Below are 4,565 nucleotides of genomic sequence, written 5' to 3'. Positions count from 1 at the left end.
GCAATCCGCTCGCATTGCCTGAATTCAAGATCACAAGACCGCCTTTGTCTTCAAACCCGATTTATGCAACAACGCCGTTCATGTCCCCACAAACTCGGCCCGTGCTGAAGCCGCTCAGGACGCCACGTAGCTTCATCAATCGCGCGGCCTCCCCAGCCGTATTCAACCAAGAAACCTGATGGCGACCATGCGTAGAATGACAGCATGTAATCGTTGGTGTGGCGGCCCAAGGTAGCACCGACGAGTCCCTCTTCCTCCTTGACCTTATCGTAAGCTTGCCCAACGTCGTCGAGCGAGAGCAACTCAACCATCAGATGATGCAAACCCGACTTCGCCGATTCGATTAGCGCAACGCTATGATGTCGCGCATTCGCGTGCAGGAACGTCGCCTTGAATGGTTCCTCCGCATAGTCGCTCAAACGCAAACCTAGAAGGTCGGTGTAAAACGGCAGCACTTCCGCGATTGATGGCATGCTAAACACCACATGCCCCATGCCAAGTTCGCCGGTCCGGAACCCCTGCAGAGGGCGGCTGGGCTGAAACGGCTCCTCCGCTGCTGCGAGCCCACAAAAGAGCTCCAGTCGGTTACCACAAGGATCGACAAAATGAAACATCGCTTCAACGCCCCGATGTTTGAGTTCCTCTACGCTAGCGATATGGACGGCTACGCCGCGTCCCTGCAGTGCCAGACGAGCAGCGTCAAGCGCATCTCCATCTGAAAGCTGGAATCCATAGTAAGCGCCTCCATTGGACGCACTTAGGTCCACCAGGATGCGCTGGCAGCGATCGTCGAGCCGAAGGGCGAGCGAGGTATCCCGTTCTTCTATTTGCATACCGAGCAATTCGCCGCCGAAGTGCCGCCAACCGTCCAAGTCGGTAGCATTTCCGCCGACGTACCCCAGCGATTCGATGTGAACGGTTGACATCTGCGATAGCTTTTGAGCAGCAATAAAGTGCCGATGGTTGATCGCCAACGCGGGCCGGGTCCGCTTCGAGCGAGTATCTTGAAGGGGCAAATAGTTGCACCAACAACAATTCCCATAATAGCGGATTTTTGCCGACTCCGCGTCACTTTGTGAGGTGCTGGTGGGGCTGACTAGCCGCCCCGATCTGTCCGCCTAAGTTGTCATTGTGTCCCAGACATTTTCAGTTTGACCTGTCGCTGACCGCATTTCTTGCGCGCCTCAGGGCTGCCCCGTCTTCGCAGCGATCACTCACCTAGAGTCAGAACGAGTGCCATGAGCATCGATCGGCTCACTCGAGCCGCGGACATCCCTCGTCGCTTCCAATGCGAAGACGTCAGGAAGCCGAAAGAGAACGAACGCTCCTCCAAGGGACTAGGAGGTTGGAGGGGACGTGTCTGTCTGACGCACAAAGGCGCAAAGGCCGATCTACCGCAATGAGCGCAGGTCGCGAGGTTAGCGGATAGGAACTGCTCGCCCGAGAGCAAGAGGTGTCATCGCTCGGCATTAGGGTTCTGATAGCCAGCGCGGTACGCAACTGGCTCGAACGCCTCAAACGCTTGATTTCACAAGGTCCCCCCCGGTCAGAAGTTGACAGAATTATTAGCCCTAGCTTTGATTTCTCAAATAGCCGAAACCCGCATCAGCGCCGGGTTTCGGCTATTTTTTGGGGCTATCATGTAGCCATGTAAAATAGTATTTAGACATTGCATTTTCCGGATATTGTGCTTGAATGAGTGTTCATGTATATCGAACACGTCCCCAACCGCAACTCGCCCCCCGCGATCCTGCTGCGTGAGTCCTATCGCGACGGCAACACGGTCAAAAAACGCACCCTCGCCAACCTCTCGGCGCTGCCCGCCGAGGTCATCGAAGGACTGAAGGTCCTGCTGCGCGGCGGCGTCGCGGTGTCGGCCGCCCAGGAGGCCTTCGTGATCGAGCGCAGCCTGCCACACGGACACGTGGCCGCCGTGCTCGGCGCGGCGCGCGCCTGCGGCGCCGAGCAGTGGTTTGCCTCGGCGCCTGCCGCGCTGCGTTCGGTGGTGATGGCGCTGCTGGTAGCGCGGGTGGTCTCGCCGGCTTCCAAGCTTGCCACGCATCGTATGCTGTGCGAGCAGACCGCGACCCACTCGCTGTCGCGGCTGCTGAAGCTGGGCGACGTCGATCTCGAGCAGGTCTATGCCGCGCTCGACTGGCTGGGAGAGGCTCAGGAGGGCATCGAGAAGCGCCTTGCCCGGCAGCATCTGGCTGGCAGTACGCTGGTGCTCTACGACCTCACCTCCACGTGGGTGACCGGCCGCTGCTGCGAGCTCGCCGCCCACGGCTACAGCCGCGACGGCAAGCGCGACGATCAGCAAATCGTGTTTGGTCTGGTTTGCACTCCTGAGGGTTGTCCCGTGGCCGTCGAAGTCTTCGCCGGCAATACCGCTGATCCGGCGACTGTAGCCTCGCAGGTGGACAAGCTCAAGAACCGCTACGGCATCGGCAAGCTCGCCTGGGTGGGCGACCGGGGCATGCTCACGCAGGCGCGTATCGACACCGTATTGCGCCCGGCGGGCCTCGACTGGGTGAGCAGCCTGCGCGCGCCGCAGATGGCCGCGCTCGCCCACGAGAAGGGGCCCTTCCAGCCGTCGCTCTTTGATGAGCGCAACCTGCTCGAAGTAACCAGTGAGGCGTTCCCCGGTGAGCGGCTCATCGTGTGCCGCAATCCTCTGCTGGCCGAGGAGCGGACCCGCAAACGCGAGGTGCTACTGCAGGCCACCGAAGCAGAATTGGTGAAGATCGCCGAGGCGACCACGCGCGCCCGCAACCGCCTCAAGGGTACCGAGGGAATTGCCTTGCGCGTGGGCCGCGTCATCGATCACTTCAGGATGGGCAAGCACTTCGAGCTGGGCATCACCGACTCGGACTTCACGTGGGCGCGCAAGACCGAACAGATCCGGCAGGAGGCCGCGCTCGATGGCCTGTATGTGGTGCGCACGAGTGTGCCGGCGCAGGACCTGCCAGCCGAGGCGGCCGTGTCGGCCTACAAGAGTCTGGCGCTCGTGGAGCGCGCCTTCCGTTCGCTCAAGACAGTCGATCTGCAGGTGCGCCCCGTGTTCCACTGGAACGCCCAGCGTGTGCGTGCGCACGTCTTTCTGTGCATGCTCGCGTACTACGTCGAATGGCACATGCGCGAGACGTTAAAGCCGATGCTGTTTGACGATGAATACATTGAACTCGCGCGCGCAGCGCGGCCCTCGCCAGTGGCCAAAGCGCGGCGTTCAGACCAGGCGAAAGCCAAGGACTCGACCCGGCTTGGCGAGGACGGCCTGCCGGTCCATAGCTTCCGCACGCTGCTCGATGATCTGGCCACCCTCGCGTACAACGTCTGCCATACCCCTCTGAACCCGGACGCGAAGATCGTGATGATTACACGCCCCACTCCCGTTCAGGAAAAGGCCTTCCGCCTGCTCAATATCAACCCCACCTTCTGTACCCAGTAGCCGACTCCCCTGGACACGCGTAACCACGCAAAATCAAGCGCTTATGCGAGCCGCTGCTTAAAGTTCGGAATAGCGCAACGGGGTCACTTTTATTACGGTCTACGGCTACCTCATGCGACTACTGTCCAGCTTCGCGTGAAATCGCTGTGCAGCCCGGTGTGAAATGCGCATTTCACAATTTTCCGGCACCGAATAGGACCAATGCAGTTGTCAGAGAAGCGACTCACTCTGCATCGGAAGCCGCCAACACTGCCAGGATCATTGCCGTAACACCGACGCCTCGCCGATGATTCGGCCGCGGCGAACTAACTGGTCGTACTGAAATATCCGGTCGCGCGTCACGTTCTGCGACAGGCGTCGGCCAGTTTTCCGGCGCTTTAGCTTCATGGAGGTTCGCGAAATGATGCCTGTAGTGGTCCGTTCCCGTTTGTAGTTTGTCTACGGATACGAACTGTCGTGGTCGCGCTGGAGCGATCACCATTCTGTACTGCTTCTGGTCAGGCTCCGCGTCCAGCACAACCCACTCCCGCTCCGGATAATCCATCGCCGGAAACGGCATCCATAAATGCCCCGATCGCGAGCTTCCGTCATCGGCCGCATCAAGGTAGCTAAAAAAACTGTCTAGGCAAGCCAGTGCAAAAACGCGCAGGATTACCCAGCGCTCGACCGCCGGGGTCCATCCCGGCAAACCAACTGGTGCGACTAGAGAAAGCCAGACAAGAACACCAAGCAGCCCATGTTCGCATCGGCCGAAAAGATGCGCCGGTACACCAACGCCCTCCCATTTTGTCCGCCATCGCAGTACCGCCTGAGCAACCGGACAGAACGGTGTCGTTGTGCATGCATCGAGTCGCCATGTGAGGTACCGGCCAGCGGTATAGACACACCTGCGATGCCTTTGCGCGACATGACGCATGAGATATCGTCGAATCGACTTATAACAGGCGATGGCGTCAGGCAGCACGTCGTCGGAAGCGCGTATCGCCGGCGGACGGGGCAAATCTCCGACGCACTTGCGGCGACGGTCAACATCTGTATTTAAGCTTCTTTCAAATCTCGAATGGGTGGCTTGGCGGGTCAAGTGCGGGCTTCAGCCCGGCGAAGCGAACACTTGACG

3 protein-coding genes are annotated in these 4,565 nt (G+C 59.8%); 1 reads left to right on the top strand and 2 read right to left on the bottom strand.

Going from position 1 to position 4,565, the window contains the following annotated elements; all coding sequences use genetic code 11:
- Positions 1-50 precede the first annotated feature (50 nt).
- On the bottom strand, positions 51-974 hold the full coding sequence (locus SB822_RS54135; RefSeq protein ID WP_410858725.1) for a VOC family protein: 924 nt from the start codon (positions 972-974) through the stop codon (positions 51-53).
- 731 nt (positions 975-1,705) lie between these two features.
- Here SB822_RS54135 and SB822_RS54130 point away from each other — a divergent pair.
- A complete protein-coding gene (locus tag SB822_RS54130) occupies positions 1,706-3,448 on the top strand; it encodes an IS1634 family transposase (RefSeq protein ID WP_410858724.1) in 1,743 nt (580 codons plus the stop codon).
- Between the two features lie 223 nt (positions 3,449-3,671).
- On the opposite strand, the gene SB822_RS54125 is transcribed toward SB822_RS54130, so the two are convergent.
- On the bottom strand, positions 3,672-4,529 hold the full coding sequence (locus SB822_RS54125; protein ID WP_410858723.1) for a hypothetical protein: 858 nt from the start codon (positions 4,527-4,529) through the stop codon (positions 3,672-3,674).
- Between the last annotated feature and the right edge of the window lie 36 nt (positions 4,530-4,565).

Origin of the sequence: Paraburkholderia sp. SIMBA_054 (genome assembly GCF_046534875.1) — a bacterium.
Lineage (GTDB): Bacteria > Pseudomonadota > Gammaproteobacteria > Burkholderiales > Burkholderiaceae > Paraburkholderia > Paraburkholderia hospita.
Note: the sequence above shows the minus strand (reverse complement) of the source record. Positions and strands in the feature narration are given on the sequence as shown.